A 20932-nucleotide genomic window follows, 5' to 3' on the forward strand; every position below is an offset into this window, starting at 1 on the left:
TGCGATCTTTTTTTATATCGGCCGGGATCGATGCTTCCTTAATCATTATTGCGTCATTCGTGAATCATTCCAGAGATTACGACGCATATGTGCTGCCAAAAGAGCGGAAATGTCGCTCGGCAGGCACAGGCCTGGCTGCGGATTTGTAAAACCTTCTTGCAATCACCATATTTCTGCGTCCACGAAATGATCCACCGATGGGGCTCGAGCCTATCGTTCAATGGCCATTGCTGGACGACCCGTGCAAGAAGTGAAAACCGGAAAAGACCGAGGCAAAGAATTGGATTGTGAAAAAAAAGGCGCCTTCCTGGCTAGAAGGAAAAAGCATTCGACCCTGACCGCTGGGGTTTATTACCCGAAACCCGAAGCCATTGCGGCCGACTACTGGGGTGTCTTTGTTGATAATACGCCCTACATACTATTGGTGCCTGACGAAGATCGCAGTGCTCGCGAAAAGGCCGAGCGGCTGGCTGAATCAGCTAACTTCCGAACGTTGCTTGAAGCAACCCTGACAGCCTGTGAGCGGATTGAGGCGAAACCTGTTGATGGCCGCGCTGTGGATTGGGCCGAAAAGCTCACCGTGATCAGCGCCAGTCGCTCCGGAGACGTTGAGACGGGAACAAGAGAAATCGGCGAGATCAGGGCAATCCTGATGCCCGGTTGTCATCAGGCCGTGGCAGACACCCTGTGCATCGACGATACGCTGGCGACTGTGATCGATTCGAAATTTCCGCGAGTTTCGAATTTTGACGATCTTCCAGAACTTTCGGATCGAGACGTGAAATTGTCGCTGGGTAACCTGGAAGCCCGCAAGCATCCACGAGGTGGTCACTAGGGGCAGGTGCTCGCAGGGATTTCCGGAGTTTCCTGGAGGGGAATTGCGCAATCTTCCGGCAATGCGTCGGTCAGCTGCATCAGCAGATCTGTTGTGTGGCTCATCTGCTCGCTGAGTTGACTGTAATCAGTGCTCTGCTGATTCTCTGACTGCTGAGCGGCAAGCTGGTACTGCTTTTCGAGGATCAGGTCCTGCAGGAATCTTATTTGCCGGGCAGTCAGAATTACCGGTCGACTGTTGTCGCTCATTGTTTGGCCTTTTAGTCTGTATTAAATAGAAATGAGGGTAGGCTTACGGTGGTTTGCTTGCTATGGATCTGACGTTCCCGTGTTACATCAATGATCACGCTATTCCAGCATATGTCTCCGTTTTCACGCTGTTTGGGAGTGCCGGTACCACTCAGTCATTTCACAACACCGGATGCTGACTTGATCCGCCACTCGTGCCTCCAGAAGGTCATGGTTTCCGCAGCACCAGGAATCGACCGGGCCAGTCCCTCGACATTTTCAGGCATCATCATTTCCCACAGTGGGTCTGAAGTCATCGGAATTCCAATTATTAGGAGTCCTAATTTAAGATAGGGGGTTGGCGCCTGATTTTCCAAGAGGGCGTGGTGAAGTGTAGGAAAAGATTGACGATTTCGATGCCGTTTTATGCCAGGGAAATGCGGTAACGAGTGACGCCAGCTTCTTCTTCTCTGGTCCATTCAATCCGGTGGCCGGTGATATCACAGAGGGCCTGAAGGTCCTTTCGGCCGGTGGGGTCATCCGCCAGGAAATCGACCAGTGCCCCGCCGGGCAGGTCTTTGGTCCGTTTTTTGAAGCGCAGGATGGGGAGAGGACATACCAGACCGACGGCGTCGATCTGGTATACCTCGGACTGATCAGTCAAGGCGAACGCTCTCTGCGCTGGTTTGTTCCGCCGACGACCAGCCAAATTGGTTCAGCACCATTGGTGCAGCCGTGGCAATGAGCAGGGCCGCGATAAAAGCCGAAATCATTACCTTCACGACGAACCTCCTTTGCCTTGTTTGGCTTCAACCTCAGCGACCCACAGATCGTGGTGTTGACGAGCCCATTCGAGATCAACCTGGCCGTTACCCATAGCGTCGAAGGCACCTTCCATGCCGACCGAGCCGATGTAGATGTGGGCAATGATGGCCAGCATCATCACGAACGCCACGATAGAGTGCCAGATGTTGGCATACTGCATCTCTTCGTGCGGCGTCAGCACTGTCGGCAAATCCGTTCCCAAAACAGTGTTCACGACGCCAAACGTCTTGGCAAACATTGGAATTTCAAACGGAAACAACAATGACAGGCCCGACAACGAGACTGAAAAACCCAGCAACATCACGGTCCAGAAAACAATTTTCTGACCGGCGTTGAACTTCCTCGCTGACGGATGGGCGTTGGTGAAGATGCCGCCGCCCACTTTGAGCCACTGCCAATCGAGCTTGTTGGGGATGTTGTGCGCCACCCACATGAAGAAGGTCATCACCAGCCCCAACATAAAGGCCCACGCAATGTTGTTGTGAAGCCATTTGGAGCCGGCAGCCAGAGTGGCAAAGGCCTCGGGCCCCATAACCGGAATGAGGAAACTGCGACCCATCAAGGTGATTAACCCCGTTATAGCTAATGCGACAAACGAGCCCGCCAACAGCCAGTGACCAAATCGTTCGATGGCTTTGAATCGTTCAACCGTGGTGCCCGCAGGGCCGCCTGTGATTTTGATTCTTCCGCGCACAAAATAGAACACTGCCAGTAGCGCAATGATAGCCAGGATTGCACTGCCACCGTAAGTGATGACCGGCCCCTCTCGTAACTTGTACCAGGGTATGCCTCCGTCCTGGATCAGGACGTCAGCGGCAGGCCCCCGGGCCTGGGTACTGGGGTCAATCTTGTTGTATCGAATGGCACGATAGATGTCGGAATCCGAGCGCCCTCCCAGGGTGCCGAGTCGACCACTGATCGGTGCCGCATTGGCAGGATTACCCAGGTTTTCCGAGCGAAAAGACTCGTCAATTTCCAACTGTTTTTGACGAGCCAGGATGTCTTCCAGGGTTTGAGCACCCCCGGTAGACGTGCGATCAACTGCGGGGGCCTCTTGCGCCCAGACAGGATTAAACACCAGTGTCGCCAGTGCAAGGACGACAGCACCTAACAACTTACGCTTCATGCGAGCACCCCAAAAGAATCAAGAAGAAGAGTTCGTTGCCGCCATGAGTTTTGCGGGGCCCGGGGGGCCCCGAAACTCATGGCGGGCTTAAGGGACCTTCTTCCCATAGGCCGTGCCCCATCCCCAGGCGCCGGAACCGAAACCACGGCTCACCACACGCTGGCGATAGATGTCTGCCACCTCGCTGCCATCACCGGCCAGCAGCGCTTTGGTCGAGCACATTTCGGCACAGATTGGCAGCTTGCCCTCGGCAATGCGGTTGCGGCCGTACTTGGTGAACTCAGCTGTTGAATTGTCTTCTTCAGGGCCGCCTGCACAGAACGTGCATTTGTCCATCTTGCCCCGGCTGCCAAAGTTGCCCGCCTGGGGGAACTGAGGCGCACCGAAGGGGCAGGCATAAAAACAATACCCACAACCAATACACAGATCCTTGGAGTGCAACACGATACCGTCTTCGGTCTGGTAGAAGACATCCACAGGGCAAACGGCCATACAAGGCGCGTCTGAACAGTGCATGCAAGCTACCGAGATCGAGCGTTCGCCAGGCTTACCATCTCCGATGGTCACCACGCGCCGGCGGTTGATACCCCAGGGGACTTCATTCTCATTCTTACAGGCCGTTACGCAAGCATTACATTCGATGCAGCGTTCGGCATCGACCAGGAATTTTGCGCGTGCTTTTCCCTCAAGTGCCATGATTTAAACCTCTTGTTATGCCGGCATAATCGAACACAGGGTGGCTTTGGTCTCTTGCATCTGCGTGACCGAGTCATACCCGTATGTTTGAACCGTGTTGGTGGATTCGCCCAGAACGATGGGGTCTGCGCCCTTGGGATACTTGTCCCTCAGGTCCTTGCCTTGATAGTGCCCGCCAAAGTGGAATGGCATGAAGGCCACCCCCTCTCCGACACGTTCGGTCACCATGGCCTTGACCTTGATCCGCGCGCCTTCGGGGCCGGAAACCCAGACATCATTGCCGTCACGGATGTTCAGGTTGTTGGCATCGCGTGGGTTAACCTCGATGAACATTTCCTGTTGCAATTCAGCCAGCCAGGGGTTTGAGCGAGTCTCATCACCACCACCCTCATATTCGACCAGACGGCCGGAGGTAAGGATGATCGGGAACTCCTTGCTGAAGTCGTTCTTCTGAATGGACTCGTACAGGGTAGGCACCCGCCAGAAAGTCTTGTCTTCGTATGTCGGGTAATCCTTAACCAAATCACGACGGTTGGTATATAGCGGTTCGCGATGCAGCGGTATCGGATCCGGGAAGTTCCAGACCACGGTGCGGGCCTTGGCATTACCGAAAGGTGCGCACTCGTGCTTGATTGCCACACGTTGAATGCCGCCAGACAGATCTGTCTTCCAGTTGGTTTCCGGGCCGGCCACGGCTTCAATACTGGCCCGCTCCTCAGCCGTCAGATCGCCATCCCAGCCCAGATCCATTAGCATCTGCATGGTGAATTCCGGGTAGCCGTCCTTGATCTCGGAGTTCTTCGAGTAGACGCCATCTGCCAACAGGCTTTCGCCATCACGCTCGACTCCGAAGCGGGCCCGGAACGTCAGGCCGCCTTCGGAAACCGGCAACGACATGTCGTACAGGTTGGCAGTGCCCGGATGGTTCATCTCCGGTGTGCCCCATGAAGGCCACGGTAAGCCGTAGAAATCACCATCACAAGGTCCACCGACTGCACGCAGCGTAGTCTTGTCGAAGTGGTGCTGATATTTCATGTGCTTCTTGAGGCGCTCAGGGGACTGGCCGGTGTAGCCAATGGTCCACATGCCACGGTTGAACTCGCGGGTGATGTCCTCAATCGACGGTTCGTCTCCATCAATGGCAATGTTGCGGAACATGCGATCGGTGAAGCCGAACTTGTCCGCAAACAGCTTCATGATTTCATGATCGACCTTGGAGTCGAACAGCGGCTCTACTACTTTTTCTCGCCACTGCAGAGAACGGTTCGACGCGGTTACCGAGCCGTAGGTTTCGAACTGGGTGGTCGTGGGCAGCAGGTAGGCACCCTCTTTGCGATCGTGGAGTACGGCAGAAACGGTCGGGAAGGGATCCACTACAACCAACAGGTCGAGCTTTTCCATCGCTTCCTTCATTTCCGTCATACGGGTCTGGGAGTTGGGCGCGTGGCCCCACAGCACCATGGCCCGGGTGTTGTCTGGCTGCTCCAGGTTCTCTTTGGCTTCCAGGACACCGTCAATCCATCGGGATACCGGAATGCCTTTCTCGTTCATCATGGCTTTGGATTTGCCGTTCTTGTCCCACACGGCAAAGCGGCCTTTCAGGTAGTCCAGATCCTCTTCCCAGACTCTTGACCAGTGGGCCCAGGCGCCAGCGGACAGACCATAATAGCCGGGCAGAGTGTCGGCGAGCACGCCCAAGTCGGTAGCACCCTGAACGTTGTCGTGCCCCCGGAAGATGTTGGTGCCACCGCCAGCAACGCCCATGTTGCCCAGTGCCAGTTGGAGAATGCAGTAGGCCCGGGTGTTGTTGTTACCATTGGTGTGCTGGGTACCACCCATGCACCAAATAACGGTACCCGGGCGGTTGTTGACCAGAGTGCGGGCCACACGCTCGAGTTGAGCGCCCGGAGCGCCGGTTACACGCTCGACTTCTTCCGGATTCCAGCGTTTTACTTCCTCACGAATCTCATCCATGCCCCACACCCGGGTGCGGATGAACTCTTTGTCTTCCCAACCGTTTTCGAAAATGTGCCAAAGTATGCCCCAGACCAGCGCAACGTCGGAGCCCGGACGAAAACGGACGAACTCATCGGCGTGCGCGGCAGTGCGTGTGAAACGCGGATCGCAGACGATGAGAGGTGCGTTATTCTCTTCCTTCGCCTTAAGCACATGTAACAGCGAGACCGGGTGCGCTTCGGCAGGGTTACCCCCGATGATGAAGATGGCTTTGGAGTTGTGGATGTCGTTGTAGGAATTGGTCATTGCGCCGTAGCCCCAGGTATTGGCTACGCCGGCGACGGTGGTGGAGTGGCAGATACGAGCCTGGTGGTCCACGTTGTTGGTGCCCCAGTAGGCCGCAAACTTACGGAACAGGTAGGCCTGCTCGTTGTTGAACTTTGCGCTGCCCAGCCAGTAGACCGAATCGGGACCGCTTTGCTCACGAATTTCGAGCATCTTGTCGCCGATTTCGTTGATGGCGGTATCCCAGGAAATCTTCTGCCACTGGCCGTTGACCATTTTCATGGGCGACTTGAGACGACGCTCGCCGTGGGCATGCTCCCGTACGGAAGCGCCTTTGGCGCAGTGAGCACCCAGATTGAAGGGGCTGTCCCAGCCTGGTTCCTGCCCGATCCATGTTCCATTCTGCACTTCAGCCTCGACCGTGCAGCCTACCGAACAGTGCGTACAAACGGATTTTTTGACGACGACTTCGCCACCCCCGGTCGTTGGGGCCGCAGCTTCAACCCGTCCCGATGACAGCGACAGTGCGGCCAGACCACCCACTGCCACGCCAGACGTTGTCAGGAACTGACGACGGTCCAGAGTCTTGGCAGCGAGAGAAGAAAGCAAAGAGCCTGCACGGGAGCCTTTCGCTACCCCGTTGGTCTTCTTCCTTAACATGTCGTTTACCTCTCTCTTTATTATTCTCGTTTTTTCGGAAAGCTGAATCTCTCAAGGGCCTTTCGCAACCTCGATCAACTCAAATCCCCGTTAAAAGCGAGCCGATTCGAAATACTTACGTGTGTGTTCGGTATCACGTAAACCGCGGCTTTTCGGCGCGTCTTGTCTGACGACCTCCGCTGCGGCGTTCGGTGCAACCGTCATTGCCACCGCAGCCGGTGCTGCAGCAGCGGCCATTTGCAGGAAACGGCGACGGCTGTTTTCACGCTTCGGGTTGTCCATTGGACACCTCCCCCTGGGTTTATGGGACCTTGAGATCCCGGTTACTGAATTGCAAAGGCGTCGGCTTCTACCGCCATGAAGGCTCGACCGAGCGAACCCACTGGTGCGTAAAAAATGGCGCTTTGCGCTTCTTCCAAGTCGGTAAAAAACAAGGCTGCCCACTTTGCCAGGTGGGCATCAAAAAATGCTTTTTGCGACGGCAGTCCGCTGTCGCATGGAAATTCCCCGGTGATGATGCCCGCCATGATTTCGCAGAGGGTGCCGATGTGATCTTCCGGCTCCTTTACGTCGCTGCGGGATTTGATACCGCGGGTCATGAGATCCGTACGCAGCTCCGCCAGGGGCTTCTCATTCAGGAAGCCGGTGAGGTAGTAGCTGGCATAGGGGAGCAGTTCTCCGCGACCGAGTCCGACAAACAGATTGTTGAACTCTCGCTCGGCGTCATACGGGTTGGTGCGTTCGGCGAGGGCTGCCAGGTTTTTGCAGGCCGAACCGAGTGGCGTCTCGTCGCCTTGTAATGAAGCCAGCCCTTTCAGCAATTCACTGGAGGGCGGGTCTACAAGCAGGACGCCAAGCAGCTGATAGATCTGGGCCCTGGCACGATCTTCTTCAGAGATCGAACGCGGGCACTGGATTTCCGCAGTGTTACTCAATTCCTGTTCCTTCTAATTATTATGTGCGGCCTGTCACGCTATTCTAGTACACAATCCAGAATATTGGCCTGACCGACCTTTAACTTGCTAATAGCTGAAACGTATTCTGCTAATAGTCAAAACGCATACGAGGACGGAATCGTGGTTCCGGCTCCTCTTCCGAGTAGGTCGCCTCTTCTTGGGCAAGCTGCTGCTCGGGAAGTTCCGTCGGCGTTGCCATATCTTCCAGTTCGGGACTGTCCTCAGAATCCGGTTCCTCGGCGGTTGTGGAATCAGGCCCTGCCAACGACGAGACTGCCTGCTTTTCCGACTGATCGTCCACGACGTCCGCGGCTTTTTTGGCTTTGTCGACGAGCCCCTCTCCAACCTTGTATAAAGTTTTCACTGTCTGTCCGGCCGTCGAGGCCAGTGTGTAGTCCTCATCGTAATCATTGAGGCCGTCCAGAACGGCCAGTACCGGGTTGGATTTCCAGAGTCCCCTCAGGGCCTTGCGGCGGAGGAACTCCGGAATTTCCTTGCGCATGAAACCGGTGATGTCCGTACCCAGCTCAATGTTTTCCGGGTCAGGCAGGCCATACTTCTCTAGCAGCTCGTGTTCCGGCAATGCTTCATTGATTGCCAGTTCCTGCTCCTCCGAGGCTGGCTCAGTCTCGATAACCGGAGGAGGGGATGGTTCCGGGCGCTTGGCGGCTTCGGCCTTCTTGCGAGCCCAACGCTGGAGTCTTGATTCGGCCATTACTGAATTCTCGGCTTTTTGATGTTCGCAGGGGCACGGTAAACGTCGCTTTCCTGGCGAATGCGCGGGTCGCCCTTGGCGTCCTCAACGCCATCCACGCGGACTTCGTCGCGACGACGTTTTTTGAACGGCTCCTCGATATAGTGCATATCGATAAACTCTTTTATCCAGGCTGCAAGGGATTCAGGAATAGGAACCGCCTCGACAATGCTTTCGCCACTGTCGAGGGCATCCAGAGCCTCATGGGCGCTGGCTGTGACGGTGCTGACAACCCACCCGGACGGCGACTGGCTCGTTACATCTTTGTCCAGGATGATCCAGACCGAAGGGGCAGCCATGTTCAGGGAGACCAGATAGCCTTCAACATCGGCCCGGAACAGCTCCATCGTAACCGTGCCCGCGTGGTAATCGACCACGTCGCCCTCGCGAACCATTTCTTTCCAGAACGCCTCAGGCGCCCCCGGTATGACGGCAACAGGCTTCCAGATAACCTTTGCCCAACGAGTGACCCCCGGAGACCGGCGAACGACGGCGCCGACCTTCAATTCGCGTTGCCATTGATCTGTACGACTACTCATGGTGCTTCTCATTTTTTGTAATAGCGTAAAAATAGCAGGGCACAAACGATTATCCAATTGTCCAAAAGATAATGCCTGTGGCATGCTCGAAAAGCGATACGGAAACGTACACGTATAAAAACAACGAAAGAGTCAAACTCCTGATGACGGCATCCAAGACCCTATTACTATGTAGCTGCGACAAATCACAGACCTTCGATTCAGAGGCCCTGCGCAAAGCCGCGGCCGCGGATCAGGTCATCGCAGTGGATCAACTGTGCGGCAACGAAATGAGTATTGCCGCCGAGCACCTGGGCGCCAGCAGTGACGTGCTTATTGCCTGTGGCCAGCAGGCGGCTTTTTTCGAGCGCCTTGCGGAGGACGTTTACGCCGAGACCCAGCACTCAGCGCCGCTCCAATCCATTGATATCCGGGATCGCGCCGGCTGGAGTGCCCCCGACGCGAAGCCCGAACGGTTGCACGCCAAGCAGGCCGCCCTGGTTGCCGCTGCCCAGCTGCCGGCACCAATGGCGCCGGCAAAAACCATCCAGTCCAGCGGCGTGTGCTGCATTGTGGGTCCCACCGAACAGGCCATAAGGATGGCCGGACTGGTGCAGGACGAACTGGGCGTGACCTGCATTGTTAGTGATGCCGGCCCGATCCAGCTGCCATCTGCTGCCTACGACGTGGCCAAAGGGCAGTTGACGGGCGCCTACGGCGCACTGGGCAATTTCAAGCTGGAATTTGCGCACCTGCAACCCCTGCATCCGGCCGGTCGCGGTGAGCTGGGTTATGAGGCAGCCAAGCCCACCGCCCGCAGCGAATGCGACGTGTTCATCGATCTGCGTGGCGGTGCCCCGGCATTTCCCAGCCACGAGAAGCGCAACGGTTACTTCTGGGCCGACCCGAAGAAGACCGGCGAGCTGGAGCGCATTGCCCTGACGGCCAGGGAAATGGTGGGTGAGTTCGAAAAAACCGTGTACTTCAGGCTCGAAGAGTCGCTCTGCGCGCACTCCCGGGCCAACAAGCCCGGTTGTACCCGTTGCCTGGATGTATGCCCGACGGAAGCCATTTTCTCCTTTGGCGACCATATTCAGATCGATTCGGACATTTGCGCCGGCTGTGGCTCCTGCGCCGCCGTTTGTCCCACCTCTGCGGTGACCATGAATGAGACGCCATTCGAGGCGATCACCAAGGCTGTTGAAGTGATGGCCAAGGTCTATCGCGAGCATACTCACGAATCGCCACGCCTGGTGTTCCATACCCTGGAGGCTGGCACAGAGGCCATTGCCAACCTGGCCCGCTACGATAATGGCCTCGCGGATGATCTGATCCCGATGGGGCTCGAGCATGTCGACCGGATTGGGCACGCTGAAATCATGGCGGCGTTCGGCGCCGGCTACGCCGAGGTTCTGATCCTTGCGGACAATGAGCTGGATCGCCGGGCGGTGACTGCGGAAGTGGAACTGGCCCAGGCCATGCTCAAAGGCACCCACAACTCGCCGAGCCGGGTGCGGGTCATTTCCGCCATCGAACTCTGCGATGCGGGTGACAATGCCGGGCGAGTGAGCGATCCGGTTCTGCTGGTTGGCGGTCGCCGGGATATCACACGGGTGACAGTGGCTGCGATGTCGGACAAGATCGAAGAGCCGATTCCGCTCCCTGTAGGCGCGCCATACGGTGCGATCGAAATTGATTCCGATAAATGCACGCTCTGCCTTGCCTGTGTATCACTCTGCCCGACGGGCGCCCTTGGTGACCACCCGGATCGCCCCGAGGTCCAGTTCACGGAAAACGCCTGTGTCCAGTGTGGTATCTGCGAGAGTACCTGCCCTGAGACCGCCATCACCCTGAAGCCCCAGCTGGATGTGTCCAAGGCGGCGCTGAGTGCCCGGGCATTGCACGGTGAGGAGCCATTCGAATGCATCAAGTGCGGAACCCCGTTCGGCGTTGCCAGCACCATTAACCGGATCGTCGAGAAACTGGAAAACCAGCACTGGATGTACAAGAACTCTGATAACGTGCAGCTGATCAAGATGTGCGACGACTGTCGGGTCAAATCCCAGTTCCATGGTGACAACGCACCCATGGCGGCCGGTGAACGCCCCAGGGTCCGCACCAGTGATGATTATCTGGACAGCTAAAAACAACAGGACACATCATGGTTGAGTACACCGAAGTAGGAAAAAAACCGAACCTGATCGGAACCGACGCTCCCCGGCCTCAGGACAAAAACCCCAGGGGCGTTGATCGGATCATCGCCATCGCCTCGGGCAAGGGTGGCGTTGGCAAATCCACCGTGTCGTCCAACCTGGCGGTTGCCCTGGCCTCGAAAGGTCTCAAGGTCGGCCTGCTGGACGCCGACGTCTACGGCCCGAGCCAGCCCCGCATGCTGGGGGTTTCCGGTCGGCCGTCCAGCCCGGATGGAAGCACCATCCTGCCGCTGAGAAACCACGGCGTAACGCTGATGTCCCTGGGCCTGATGGCCCCGGAAGACGAAGCCATCGTCTGGCGCGGGCCGATGCTGATGGGCGCCCTGCAACAGATGATGAACCAGGTGGAATGGGGACGGCTGGATGTGCTGCTGGTGGATCTGCCGCCGGGCACGGGCGATGTCCAGATGACCCTGAGCCAGAAGTTCTTTGTTGCAGGAGCGGTTATCGTCTCGACGCCCCAGGACATCGCCCTGATGGATGCCCGCAAGGGTATTGATATGTTCAAGCGGATGGATGTGCCGCTGTTCGGGTTGATTGAAAACATGGCCTCGTTTATCTGCGATGGCTGCGGCAAAGAGCACCATCCGTTCGGACACGGTGGCGCGCGGGCGGAAGCCGAGAAACTCGGTTCGCCGTTCCTGGGAGAGATTCCGCTGGATCTCGATATCCGGGTGGGATCGGATGGCGGAGTGCCGATTGTGGTATCCAAGCCGGATAGTCCCCAGGCGCAAGCGTTCCAGCGCATCGCCGATGAAATTGTTGCCTCTGACGTCTACGCCCGGGCCATCCAATGATCGATACACCCCAGTTCCCACCGTTACTGACCGGGGAGGTGGTACCCAGGCACACCGACCCTTTTGACAAGGCCGTGAGCCGGGCCATTGCGGGCGTTGACTCCGGCACGGTGTTCTACTCCGAGCAAGGCGACAGCCTGCGTGCGGCCCTGGTGCTGGCGCCGGAAACACCCCTGGAAGAGGCCATTCAGGCGGTCTATGTCGCCCAGATAGGTCTGGCCGAGAGTCTGGGTGCTCTGGCCCCGCCCGAAGTCCCCGTACACTTTGTATGGCCCGACCGCATCAAGGTCAACGGAGCTGTCTGCGGAAGCGTCCGGTTTGCTGCGGACGTGTCTGATCCGAAAGCGCATCCTAACTGGTTGGTCATTGGCGTTGAGGTGCCCTTTATCCCGATGACCGACGAGCCGGGAGAAAATCCGAACGAAACCTGTCTGTACGAAGAAGGCTGCGTTGAAATCACGCCCATGGCCCTGTTGGAAAGCTGGTCCAAACACACGCTGTTGTGGCTGACCTACTTTATGGACAGTGGCTTCGAGCGGGTGCACAACGAATGGCGGCCCCGCTGTGACACGTTGGGCAAGACAATCGAACGGCCCCGGCCCGGACTTTTTGTTGGCCTGGATGAGAAAGGCCGGATGCTGTTGCGTCAGGATGTGATGACCGAGACATTGAGCTTGATTGAATTCGCGGAGCACGTATGAAGCTGGCCCGAACCCTGCAATTGGATATATCGGACGAGAACGTATTTGAAAAGCCTGCGCCCAGCGGCGAATGGGCGATCTCCGGTGGCTTCGAGTTTTCCAACTGGACCGAAGCAGACCTGAAAGGGAAAGCCCGCCAGGCGTTCACTAATGGCTGGTACAGCATTGAGTCTGGCGGCCGCGCCAGTTTCGTGGGTGTATGCAATATCACCGAGCCGGAACTGGAGCAGGTGCGACGAACCCTCGCCCAGACATTTGTTGACCATTATGGCGCGCCGAGTATTGATGCTGCCTATCCGGTGGCCTGTGCAGAAATCGATCAGATGCGCAACATGTGTGAAGACTTCGAGGACAACACCTTGCTGATGGTCAGCCGCACGCTGACCGAGCTGGGTGTCGAGGAAACCTACCGTTCCCGGGGGCCGCAGGATGCTTCACTGGAGGCCTTTGCGGTGCACGGCAGCGTTGACTGATTACAGCCCGAAGCTGCCGTAGGGAATAAACCGCACGGGGGTGCCCGGCTCTATCTGCTGGGCGCTTTCATCCAGTTCCACCAGTCCGTCGGACCAGGCCAGGCCGGTCACCCGGCCGGAGCCTTCCGAACCGAACACCTCAACCTGCCCATCCCGAACCCGTGCCCGCAGCATCTCGCTGCGCCCGGGTTTTTTGTTCTTGGAAAAATTGGCCGGCATCACATAGGCCTGTGGCTCAAACCATTCCGCGCCTGCCAACAACGCCATGGCCGGAGCACCAAACCGCAGGGCACAGACCCAGGCGGCCACCGGATTACCCGGCAGCCCAACGACCGGCGTGCCCTGGAACATGGCGAGCGCCAGAGGCCGGCCGGGTTTAATGGCGATGCGCCAGTTGCTGATGTCGCCATGGGCTTTCAGTGTTTTTGACACGTGGTCTTCGTCGCCGGCAGACACGCCACCGCTGGTCAGGATCAGGTCGCAGTGTTCCGCGCCGCGCTCAAGCGCTGCTTTCACCTCTTCGGCCCGGTCCAGCGCATGGCCTAGATCCACGAGCTCGTAGCCCAGTTGCGAAACCAGGGCGCTGAGCATAGGGCGGTTGGCGTCGTAAATCTGCCAGTCGGTAACAGTTGCCCCGACCGGTTTCACTTCATCACCAGTGGACAGCACACCAACTCGCAGTCGTTGATAGATGTCGACGGATTCCACGCCCACGCTGGCTAGTACCGAAATCTGGGTCGGGCTCAGGCGGGTTCCGGTTGTGAGGATCTTGTCCTTTGCCTTTATGTCTTCTCCGGCTTTGCGGGCATTGGCGCCTGCTTTTAGCGTGCCGTTCAGGTGCAGATGGCCATCCGCGACATCGCAGTCTTCTTCCAGAACCACGGTATCTGTGCCGGCTGGAATGACCGCTCCGGTCAGAATCCGGATTGCGTGGCCTTCGGGCACCTGGCCTGTGTATGGCTCACCGGCGGCACTGCGACCTTCGACCAGGGGTAGGGTGCAGGGCACGTCCGTCACCGGTCCGGCCAGGGCATAGCCGTCGACGGCGGAATTGTTGCTTGGGGGATGAGCCCGGGGCGCATGGACATCGTTTGCCAGGATGCGGCCGTTTACCTGGGAGAGGGGAACGGCGCGCTCAATCTCCACCACAGGATGTAACCGTGAACGCAAACGCTCAAGGGCCTCTTCAACCGGGGTCCAGTTGACGCCGGGGGGTAGGGCAAAGCAGTCGTTGCGAAGCGGTTTCATGGATCTTCGGCTCCTGGTTGGGCTGTTCAGGCTGGCTGACGGTTGAGAATAAAATCAGCGATGGCGGGGATATCGTTGATGTCGAACACGGGTCCCGAGAACTCGGCAGCGTAGTCCGACGCCACGGCAACAATGCTCGGATCCTCGGTGAACAGCGGTGACCGCGAACCCTCCCGCCGGTGCACCTCGATCTTGGCGTGGGAGTGGGTCTTGAAACCCTCCACCACCACCCAGTCGCAGGGGCCCAGCCGGGACAGTAATTCGTCCAGCGTTGGCTCTGTTGCCCCCCGGAGTTCGTGCATGATCGCGAAGCGCTGACCACCGGCCAGTATGACCTCACGGGCACCGGCGTCCCGGTGCTTGTAGCTGTCTGTTCCGGGCTGATCCACATCCACCATGTGGTGGGCATGCTTGATCGAGTTGACCGTTAGCCCTCTGCTGGAGAGCTCCCGAATCAGAGCCGCGGCCAGTGTGGTCTTTCCGGAGTTTTTCCAACCTACGATGCCTATTACGTTCACTTCAGGTGCTGCTCCGCCCAGGCCAGATCGTCCGGCGTATTGATGTTGAAAAAGTCGCCCTCGTCGAACACTACCAGGGTTTCGCCCTGGGCCTGTGTCCACTGGCGGATCTTGCGCACGCCATCGTTCAGGGCGGCTCGCAGATCATGCCGCAAAGCGACCTGCCAGCGGCCGAAGGTCGGCTGGGGCAGCCGGCCCCGTTCGGGGTCCGGCGTGGCCGCCAGCACCACCGGGGTGTCATGTTCAGCCAGCCTGACAGCCAGATCCCTGGGAAAGGACGGAGTATCGGCCGCAACGCTGATCAGCCAGTCATGGCCCTGTTCGGCGGCCCAGTCCATGCCCGCGAGCACGCCTGCCAGCGGCCCCGGAAAACCCTCGATGGAATCGGCCACTACCGGCAACCCCAGGTCGTCAAACCGGCTTGAATCGCCGTTGGCATTCAACACCACGGCGTCGACCTGAGGCGTGATCCGCTCAATTACCCGCTGGATCAGTGACTGGTCGCCGAGCATGAGCCGGCCTTTGTCGCCGCCGCCCATGCGGTTTGCCTGGCCGCCCGCCAGGATGACTGCACAATCAGTCATGCAGTGCCTCCATTAATCATTCTGAGCGCCTTTGCGACGCAGCTTCTTGTCTTCATCGGGTACCTGCGACAAGTCCTGATCGAACACCAGACGATGCTGGCCGCTCAGGCAGGTGAATTTCTTGCCTCGCATCCGTCCGATCAGAGTCAGTCCGACCTGCCGGGCGATATCAACGCCCCAGGCGGTGAAACCCGAGCGGCTGATCAGCGTGGGAATGCCCATCAGCGATGTCTTGATCACCATTTCCGAGGTGAGTCGCCCGGTGGTGTACAGCACTTTATCGGCCGCAGAAATGTTGTTCAGGTGCATCCAGCCGGCAATTTTATCGACCGCGTTGTGCCGTCCAACGTCCTCCATGTAGGCCAGGATTGTCTGGCCCTGGCAAAGCGCGGTGCCATGAATGGCGCCGGTTTCCATGTACAGGCTGGGCGTGTGGTTGATCTGATAGGAGAGATCGTAAAAGCTGCTGGTGTGTACCGGGGTGTCCGGTAGCGACAGCCCTTCGAGGCCCGCCATCATGTCGCCGAAGACCGTGCCCACGGCGCAGCCGGAGGTACGGGTTTTCTTCTCCAGCTTGTCCTCAACATCGGTAACGCCCGCCGTGCGCACCACCGCGACCTCAAGTTCCTCGTCGAAATCGATCCCGGTGACCTGATCGCTCTCTTTCAGCATGCCCTGGTTCAACAGGAAGCCTAGGGCCAGATACTCCGGGTGATCGCCAATGGTCATGGCGGTGACGATTTCCTGACTGTTCAGGTAGATCGTCAGGGGGCGTTCCTCGATCACGCTGATCGATTTGGCCTCGCCGTTTTCGTCAACACCCTCCACCGGCCGGGACAGTCGGGGATCTTTGGGATCGGGAAGTATGGGATCAATCGTCATTTTTGTTGTAGCCGTTTCGTGAATGCCGCGGAATGGAATATCTACGGAGATTGCCAGAGATTAGCCTATTTGGCATTGGGGAAAAACAGCTGCCTTACACCAATAAAAAACCCCGGCAGCGCCGGGGTTCAGGTAATACAGGGTTAGACAGGGTGAGGCCAGTGACCCTTGGCCCTGCTGAATTACTTGGCGTTCGGGAAAAACAGTTGCTGTCCATCCACCTTGAAGTCGGCAATCGCTTGCTGACCTTCTTCGGAGATTAGCCAGTTGTGCCATTTCGCGGCCATCTCATGCTTGAGGTGCGGGTGCTTCTCTTCAGAAAGCAGCAGGCTGCCGTACTGGTTGAACAGCACTTTGTCACCTTCGAAGAGCAGCTTCAGGTTCTGGCGGTTTTCAAACGCGACCCAGGTTGCGCGGTCTGACATCACATAGGCATCCATGGCGGCGGCAGTGTTCAGGGTCGGGCCCATGCCGCTGCCCAGTTCGCGATACCAGCTGCCGCCCGGTTCAACACCGGCACTTTCCCACAGGCGAAGTTCTGCACGGTTGGTGCCACTGTCGTCACCACGAGAGGCAAACGGTGCCTCTGCTTCGGCAATGGCAGACAGCGCTTCAGCGGCGGTTTTCGCTGCGCTGATGTTGGCCGGATCATCGGCAGGGCCAATTAATACAAAGTCGTTGTACATCACGTCGGCCCGCTCTGTGGCGTAGCCGTTCTCCACAAAACGTTTTTCGCCGGCGGTGTCGTGCACCAGAAGGCTGTCGGCATCACCACGGCGGGCGATTTCGAAGGCCTGGCCGGTACCAACGGCGACAACGCGCACTTCGATGCCAGTGGCGTCCTCGAACTTTGGCAGGATCGAATCAAACAGGCCCGAGTTCTCGGTTGAGGTTGTCGAGGCCAGCGTTATGTAATCTTCGGCGTGGGCGCTGAAGGCCAGGCCCACGGTAGTGACGGCTGCAAGAACCAGGTTAAGGGTCTTTTTCATTTTGTTTTCTCCTTTTGGTATTCATTCACCAAGAAATCGGTGGTCCGATGCGGTTTCTTATTGGTGGGTCAGGCTACGAGCTCGCCGTTGAGATAGGCCTGTGCCTGCCGCGAGACCGGGGCACGGAAAAACATGTCCGCTGGTGTGTGTTCCTGTACCTTGCCTTCCGAAAGAAACAGGACATCGCCGGCCAGTCGCCGGGCCTGGTGGAGATCGTGGGTGGTCATTACGACGCGTGTACCCTGCTTGTGAAATTCCTGTACGGCGAGTTCCACGGCCTTAATCGCGGCAGGATCCAGTGCGGAGGTGGGTTCATCCAGAAACAACACTGCCGGTGAAAGCGACCAGGCACGTGCCAGTGCCAGGCGTTGTTTCTCGCCGCCGGACAGCACCCGCGCAGGCGTGTCGGCGCAGGAGGAGAGGCCAAACCGGGCCAGGGCTTCGAGAGCCAGCTCTGTGCGCAACTTGCGTGGCACATTGTTGACCGCCAGTGCGTGCCGGAGGTTGGCCAGCGCCGAACGGCGCAAAAGGATCGGCGTCTGGAAAACCATGGCCTGGCGGGGCGCGCTGGCGCCTGACCAGCTCACGGCGCCCTCCGTCGGTGTGAGCAGTCCGTGCGCCAGTCGCAGCATGAGGCTTTTGCCGGCGCCATTGGGGCCCATCACCAGCGTGGGGGCGGGTCCGTCAAGCTTGAACGAACAGGGGCCAAAAAGCCGGTGGCCGAAAGGGTTGAACTCGACGCTCTCGAATTGCAGCGACGGCGGTGCACTGAGTTCGATCGGGTTGTTAACGGGCACGTTCAGTGAAGTCATCCCATGCGCCTTTTAGCCGTTTCACTCAAAATGTAGGCCGTGGCGTTGATCACCATGACCAGTGTCAGAAGGACAATGCCCAGGCCCAACGCCAGGGGCAGGGCACCCTTGCTTGTCTCCAGCACAATGGCCGTGGTCATGACCCGGGTCACGCCATCAATATTGCCGCCTACCATCATGACAGCGCCCACTTCTGCGCTGGCCCGGCCGAACCCTGCGAGCAGAACAGTCAGCAAGGCAAAGCGGGCGTCCCACAACAGGGTGGGCATCATCCGCGCCCGGGACATGCCCAGCGATACGAACTGTTCCCGGTACTCACCCAGTAACTCCTCCACTTTCTGGCGCGAGAGCGCGGCGAGAATGGGCAATACCAGTATCACCTGCGCAATCACCATGGCGCTGGGCGTGAACAGAAGGCCCAGTTCACCCAGAGGTCCGGCCCGCGATAACAGCAGGTAAACGCCGAGCCCGGCCACAACCGGAGGCAACCCCATCAAGGCATTCAGCGCAACAACCACACCGCCGCGCCCGGGGAATTGCCACAATGCAACTGCCGCACCCAGGGGAAACCCCAAAAACGCCGCTATCAGGACCGCCAGAAGCGAAACCTGTAGCGAAAGCACCACGATCTGGTACAGCGAAGCGTCGAGGTTCACCAGTAGCGACAGCGCCACGTAAAACGCATTTTCTTCCACAGCTGCGTCTCCTTTAATGTTGAGCATCGTGGCGTTTTTAACTACGCTTTGCACAGCCTGCTGAAAAATATGCAGTCAAAAACAGCCTGATGCTTTACCTGATCCTCCGGAGATTCTGATGCCCCTTCCCGCCTACCTCACTACGGCCGAGGCTGCTGAGTATCTGCGCCTGAAAGAACGCAAGGTCTATGATCTCGTCAGCCAGGGTGTTATTCCCTGCGTTCGGGTCACAGGAAAGCTATTGTTCCCGCGCCAGCGTATTGATTTGTGGTTGATGAACCACCTTCAAGGTGACGATGCGATCAGTGCTCCAACGCTGCCGGTGCTAGTGGGTAGCCAGGACCCGCTGCTGGAGTGGGCGGTAAAGGAGAGCAACGCCGAGCTTGCCATGTTGTGCCAGGGTAGCGGCGATGGGGTTCAGCGCCTGGTGGACGGGCGCGCGATGGTCGCTGGCATGCACATCTGGCACGCGGAGAGTGAGCGATACAACGATCCGGCCACCCTGGGTTTGACTGGCATGAGGGACCTGGTGCTGATTCGCTGGGCCAAGCGCCAGCAGGGGCTCCTCCTGGCGCCCGGCAACCCTCACGGACTCACGCGGCTTGAGGATATCGCCCGACCAGGCCTTCGCCTTGCCCACCGCCAGCCCGATGCCGGTGTCAGCCATCTGCTGCAGGGGCTGCTTGCCCGCCATCGTATAGATGGCAGTCAGCTTACCTGGGCCGCCCATCCCTCGCTCAGTGAGGACGATCTGGCACTGGCCATTCGCCAGGGGGAGGCGGATGTGGGCGTGGGTATTGAAGCGGCTGCCAGGCGCCAGGGGCTGGCATTTATTCCCCTGCAGCAGGAGCACTTTGACCTGGCCATGCGCAGGCGCCATTACTTCGAGCCGGCCATGCAGCGTTTGCTGGGTTTTGCTCGCAGTGAACGATTTGTTCAGCGAGCGGAGGCATTGGGTGGTTATAATATCAGTGAGCTTGGAAACGTTGTGTACAACGCCTGAGCAAAAATAATAAACAGGCAGATCAAGCAGGGGCCTGCATGGGGTCAATCGGAAACAGAACTGTCAAAGAGTTCAGCGGCGCTTTGGGTGACATTGGTACACTGTTGCCACTGAGCCTCGGAGCCATTGGCGTGGCCGGGCTGGCGCCGGTACCGGTTCTGCTGGGATTTGCCCTCTTCTATATCGCCACCGGGCTTTATTATCGCCTGCCAGTACCCGTGCAACCCATGAAAGCGGTGGCCGCGCTTCTGCTTACCACCCAGGTCAGCGCCCAGAGCCTTGTTGCCAGTGGTGTTCTGATCGGCGCGATTCTTCTGATTCTGGGTTCAACCGGGTGGATCAACCGGGCTGCACGCCTGGTGCCAGGTTCGGTGTTGAGCGGCCTGCAGTTGGGGCTGGGGTTGTTGTTGGCCAGCATGAGCCTGGAATTGATGACCACCTCTTTGCCGTTGGGGCTCCTGGTCCTTGCGTTGCTGGCCGTCACCCTGAAACTTTTCCCCAGTTGGCCTGCGGCATTACTGGGGCTTGCCGTGGCGATGGTTCTCGGGGCGTTGCTGGGCTCGCCCGGGCTGCCGCTACCGGTGGATCCGGCAATTTTCTCGATGCCGGAGCTGCCCTCAATGGATGACTGGCAGCAGGGATTTTCCATCCTGGTGCTGCCACAACTGGCGCTGACCATCACCAACGCGATCGTTCTGACGGCCCTGGTGGTCGGGGATTATTTCGGCGACCAGTCCCGGGTCTCGCCTGCGCGTCTTTCCGTTACAACCGGCCTGGCCAACCTGTGCCTGGTTCCGTTCGGTGCCTTGCCCATGTGTCATGGCGCTGGGGGTGTTGCGGCACACTATCGCTTCGGTGCCCGCACGGGCGTTGCGCCCGTCCTGCTGGGCGTGGGGTTGCTTCTGGTGGCAATCGTACCCGGCGGGCTGTCGTTTATCGCGGCTGTACCCGCGGCCGGTCTCGGCGCCCTGCTCATGGTCGCAGCTGTCGAGCTTGGCCTCACCAGGCGTCTCTGGACCGCGAAACCATCCTGCTGGCCGGTGATCGGAATCACCGCACTGATTACCTTCTGGGCTGACCCGTTTTTCGGATTCCTGGCCGGGGTGGCGGCGGAGACGTTCCGGACTGCCTGGTTGCGGGGACGTTTCAACGGTGTGCATCAGGACTGAGAGAGTTGCC

25 protein-coding genes are annotated in these 20932 nt (G+C 58.5%); 7 read left to right on the forward strand and 18 right to left on the reverse strand.

Features of this window, described 5'->3' with window-relative positions; translation table 11 throughout:
* Window positions 1-220 precede the first annotated feature (220 nt).
* Window positions 221-835 carry a hypothetical protein gene (locus AC5JQH_RS11600; RefSeq protein WP_493805605.1) on the forward strand — a complete coding sequence of 205 codons (615 nt, stop codon included), beginning with the start codon at window positions 221-223 and terminating at the stop codon, window positions 833-835.
* On the opposite strand, the gene AC5JQH_RS11605 is transcribed toward AC5JQH_RS11600, so the two are convergent.
* The 11 genes from AC5JQH_RS11605 to AC5JQH_RS11655 form a co-directional block, all read right to left on the reverse strand.
* Entirely contained in the window at window positions 832-1083 is a 252-nt protein-coding gene (locus AC5JQH_RS11605) for a hypothetical protein (protein ID WP_008177267.1), read from the reverse strand. The two genes, AC5JQH_RS11600 and AC5JQH_RS11605, sit on opposite strands and share 4 nt — an antisense overlap.
* 155 nt (window positions 1084-1238) lie before the next feature.
* Window positions 1239-1379: a hypothetical protein gene (locus tag AC5JQH_RS11610; RefSeq protein WP_493805606.1), complete on the reverse strand. Its 141-nt coding sequence runs from the start codon at window positions 1377-1379 to the stop codon at window positions 1239-1241.
* A 107-nt stretch (window positions 1380-1486) separates the two neighbouring features.
* Window positions 1487-1726: a sulfurtransferase TusA family protein gene (locus tag AC5JQH_RS11615; RefSeq protein WP_493805607.1), complete on the reverse strand. Its 240-nt coding sequence runs from the start codon at window positions 1724-1726 to the stop codon at window positions 1487-1489.
* Complete coding sequence (locus AC5JQH_RS11620) at window positions 1719-1844, reverse strand: hypothetical protein (protein WP_264752631.1); 126 nt, start codon at window positions 1842-1844, stop codon at window positions 1719-1721. The genes AC5JQH_RS11615 and AC5JQH_RS11620 overlap by 8 nt, the downstream gene beginning before the upstream one ends.
* The gene (locus AC5JQH_RS11625; protein ID WP_008177275.1) at window positions 1841-3013 is read right to left on the reverse strand and encodes a formate dehydrogenase subunit gamma; all 1173 of its coding nucleotides are present in this window, start codon (window positions 3011-3013) and stop codon (window positions 1841-1843) included. The genes AC5JQH_RS11620 and AC5JQH_RS11625 overlap by 4 nt, the downstream gene beginning before the upstream one ends.
* A gap of 87 nt (window positions 3014-3100) precedes the next feature.
* The gene (gene fdh3B / locus AC5JQH_RS11630) at window positions 3101-3709 is read right to left on the reverse strand and encodes a formate dehydrogenase FDH3 subunit beta (protein WP_008177277.1); all 609 of its coding nucleotides are present in this window, start codon (window positions 3707-3709) and stop codon (window positions 3101-3103) included.
* A gap of 15 nt (window positions 3710-3724) precedes the next feature.
* The gene (locus tag AC5JQH_RS11635; protein ID WP_053113865.1) at window positions 3725-6610 is read right to left on the reverse strand and encodes a formate dehydrogenase subunit alpha; all 2886 of its coding nucleotides are present in this window, start codon (window positions 6608-6610) and stop codon (window positions 3725-3727) included.
* 90 nt (window positions 6611-6700) lie between these two features.
* A complete protein-coding gene (locus tag AC5JQH_RS11640) occupies window positions 6701-6892 on the reverse strand; it encodes a twin-arginine translocation signal domain-containing protein (RefSeq protein ID WP_008177284.1) in 192 nt (63 codons plus the stop codon).
* 41 nt (window positions 6893-6933) lie between these two features.
* Window positions 6934-7545, reverse strand: a complete 612-nt coding sequence (locus tag AC5JQH_RS11645) for a TorD/DmsD family molecular chaperone (RefSeq protein WP_008177286.1) — start codon at window positions 7543-7545, stop codon at window positions 6934-6936.
* A 109-nt stretch (window positions 7546-7654) separates the two neighbouring features.
* Entirely contained in the window at window positions 7655-8281 is a 627-nt protein-coding gene (locus AC5JQH_RS11650; protein ID WP_493791201.1) for a DUF3306 domain-containing protein, read from the reverse strand.
* Complete coding sequence (locus tag AC5JQH_RS11655) at window positions 8281-8859, reverse strand: DUF3305 domain-containing protein (protein ID WP_039882167.1); 579 nt, start codon at window positions 8857-8859, stop codon at window positions 8281-8283. Before AC5JQH_RS11655 ends, AC5JQH_RS11650 begins: the two co-directional genes overlap by 1 nt.
* Window positions 8860-9002: 143 nt before the next feature.
* Between AC5JQH_RS11655 and AC5JQH_RS11660 the strand changes: the two genes are divergently transcribed.
* The 4 genes from AC5JQH_RS11660 to AC5JQH_RS11675 are packed head-to-tail and all read left to right on the forward strand — an operon-like array spanning window position 9003 to window position 13022.
* Window positions 9003-10982, forward strand: a complete 1980-nt coding sequence (locus AC5JQH_RS11660) for a 4Fe-4S binding protein (RefSeq protein WP_491713192.1) — start codon at window positions 9003-9005, stop codon at window positions 10980-10982.
* A 17-nt stretch (window positions 10983-10999) separates the two neighbouring features.
* Entirely contained in the window at window positions 11000-11848 is an 849-nt protein-coding gene (locus AC5JQH_RS11665) for an Mrp/NBP35 family ATP-binding protein (protein WP_008177290.1), read from the forward strand.
* Window positions 11845-12549 (forward strand): biotin/lipoate--protein ligase family protein, encoded by a 705-nt coding sequence (locus AC5JQH_RS11670; RefSeq protein ID WP_008177292.1) that lies wholly within the window; start codon window positions 11845-11847, stop codon window positions 12547-12549. Before AC5JQH_RS11665 ends, AC5JQH_RS11670 begins: the two co-directional genes overlap by 4 nt.
* Entirely contained in the window at window positions 12546-13022 is a 477-nt protein-coding gene (locus AC5JQH_RS11675; RefSeq protein WP_008177294.1) for a DUF6505 family protein, read from the forward strand. Before AC5JQH_RS11670 ends, AC5JQH_RS11675 begins: the two co-directional genes overlap by 4 nt.
* On the opposite strand, the gene AC5JQH_RS11680 is transcribed toward AC5JQH_RS11675, so the two are convergent.
* From AC5JQH_RS11680 to AC5JQH_RS11710, 7 genes are all read right to left on the reverse strand, one after another.
* Window positions 13023-14270 carry a molybdopterin-binding protein gene (locus AC5JQH_RS11680; RefSeq protein WP_053113871.1) on the reverse strand — a complete coding sequence of 416 codons (1248 nt, stop codon included), beginning with the start codon at window positions 14268-14270 and terminating at the stop codon, window positions 13023-13025.
* Window positions 14271-14296: 26 nt separating this feature from the next.
* Window positions 14297-14788: a molybdopterin-guanine dinucleotide biosynthesis protein B gene (gene mobB, locus AC5JQH_RS11685; RefSeq protein WP_008177303.1), complete on the reverse strand. Its 492-nt coding sequence runs from the start codon at window positions 14786-14788 to the stop codon at window positions 14297-14299.
* Complete coding sequence (gene mobA / locus AC5JQH_RS11690; protein ID WP_008177304.1) at window positions 14785-15372, reverse strand: molybdenum cofactor guanylyltransferase MobA; 588 nt, start codon at window positions 15370-15372, stop codon at window positions 14785-14787. Before mobA ends, mobB begins: the two co-directional genes overlap by 4 nt.
* A gap of 12 nt (window positions 15373-15384) precedes the next feature.
* Window positions 15385-16254, reverse strand: a complete 870-nt coding sequence (locus AC5JQH_RS11695) for a formate dehydrogenase accessory sulfurtransferase FdhD (RefSeq protein WP_008177305.1) — start codon at window positions 16252-16254, stop codon at window positions 15385-15387.
* A 182-nt stretch (window positions 16255-16436) separates the two neighbouring features.
* Window positions 16437-17243: an ABC transporter substrate-binding protein gene (locus tag AC5JQH_RS11700; RefSeq protein WP_008177306.1), complete on the reverse strand. Its 807-nt coding sequence runs from the start codon at window positions 17241-17243 to the stop codon at window positions 16437-16439.
* Between the two features lie 68 nt (window positions 17244-17311).
* On the reverse strand, window positions 17312-18055 hold the full coding sequence (locus tag AC5JQH_RS11705; RefSeq protein WP_493805608.1) for an ATP-binding cassette domain-containing protein: 744 nt from the start codon (window positions 18053-18055) through the stop codon (window positions 17312-17314).
* A complete protein-coding gene (locus tag AC5JQH_RS11710; protein ID WP_008177308.1) occupies window positions 18052-18750 on the reverse strand; it encodes an ABC transporter permease in 699 nt (232 codons plus the stop codon). The genes AC5JQH_RS11705 and AC5JQH_RS11710 overlap by 4 nt, the downstream gene beginning before the upstream one ends.
* A 118-nt stretch (window positions 18751-18868) precedes the next feature.
* Here AC5JQH_RS11710 and AC5JQH_RS11715 point away from each other — a divergent pair, with 118 nt between their 5' ends.
* Both AC5JQH_RS11715 and AC5JQH_RS11720 read left to right on the forward strand, forming a co-directional pair.
* The gene (locus tag AC5JQH_RS11715) at window positions 18869-19753 is read left to right on the forward strand and encodes a substrate-binding domain-containing protein (RefSeq protein WP_493805609.1); all 885 of its coding nucleotides are present in this window, start codon (window positions 18869-18871) and stop codon (window positions 19751-19753) included.
* 38 nt (window positions 19754-19791) lie between these two features.
* Complete coding sequence (locus AC5JQH_RS11720; RefSeq protein WP_104270522.1) at window positions 19792-20922, forward strand: putative sulfate/molybdate transporter; 1131 nt, start codon at window positions 19792-19794, stop codon at window positions 20920-20922.
* The last annotated feature ends 10 nt before the right edge of the window (window positions 20923-20932 follow it).

Source organism: Marinobacter sp. H13 (genome assembly GCF_059072335.1).